General features: G+C 39.2%; 1 protein-coding gene. It reads right to left on the bottom strand.

Features of this window, described 5'->3' with window-relative positions; genetic code table 11:
* Positions 1 to 114: 114 nt before the first annotated feature.
* Positions 115 to 1,006, bottom strand: an 892-nt coding sequence (locus AC30RD_RS09970) for a DNA polymerase domain-containing protein (RefSeq protein ID WP_489494418.1), incomplete at its 5' end; no start/stop codon positions are given.

Raw genomic sequence — 1,006 nt, 5'->3', positions numbered from 1 at the left:
AAATAAGAAAGTCAAATATCCACAGAGGAGTGGTAAGCGTTTATACATTATTAAGGAGAGATTAAGGGGTTTCTGATTAAGTCCAATAATTTTATGGGATTATTCAGAGGTCCCTTAACCAAATACATCTAACTGGCGAGCGGTGATTTTTTCGAAGGATGTGTCAAGAAAATATAGAATACTATTTGCAACAGGTGCAAGTTGTTTATCAACATAATGTTGGTAATCAGGTACAGCGCTTAGATTTTCTATGGGTTCAGGGCCATTCAGGGTAATAAGGTACTCAATTTTTCGTCCTGGGTTCTTCATTTTTTTGGCGGCTTTTACCTGCGGGGGCTGGGTGCTGGTATAGCTTGCTAATGGTCGCCTGAGTCGTTTGGTATAGGTTAACTCGTCATTCAATTTTCCCTGCATTAAGGCGTCATGCGTTTCCAGTATAAATTCCTTATAAGGCTTATTGTTGAATATTCGTTGATAGAGCTCTTGCTGAAAATTACGCGCCAGTGGTGTCCAGTCGGTGCGCACCGTCTCCAAACCTTTAAAAATCATTTGAAGTTCACCTTTTTTATTAACCATTCCCGCATAGCGTTTTTTACTGCCTTTTTCAGCGCCGCGAATAGTTGGCATTAAGAAACGCAAATAATGTGTTTCAAACTCAATTTCAAGATTAGATTGCAGATTGAATTCTTCTTGCAAATAAGATTGCCACCAGTGATTGAGGTGATCTTGTAACTGTTTGCCTATTTGCTGGCAGTCTTGCTCATTTTTGTTTTCACCCAATAAAACAAATACCGAATCGGTATCGCCATAAATGACTGGATAACCTTGCTCTTCAATGATTTCTTTACTGGTTTGAATAATCTGATGACCGCGCCGGGTAATGCTACTTGCTAGTTGAGGGTTAAAAAAACGACAGCCAGAGGAACCCAGTACACCATAAAATGAATTCATGATGATTTTTATGGCTTGTGATAAAGCTTTGTTCTTTTCCTGTTTTGCCTGATCA

The sequence above is a fragment of the Nitrosophilus sp. genome, assembly GCF_982775275.1.
Note: the sequence above shows the minus strand (reverse complement) of the source record. Positions and strands in the feature narration are given on the sequence as shown.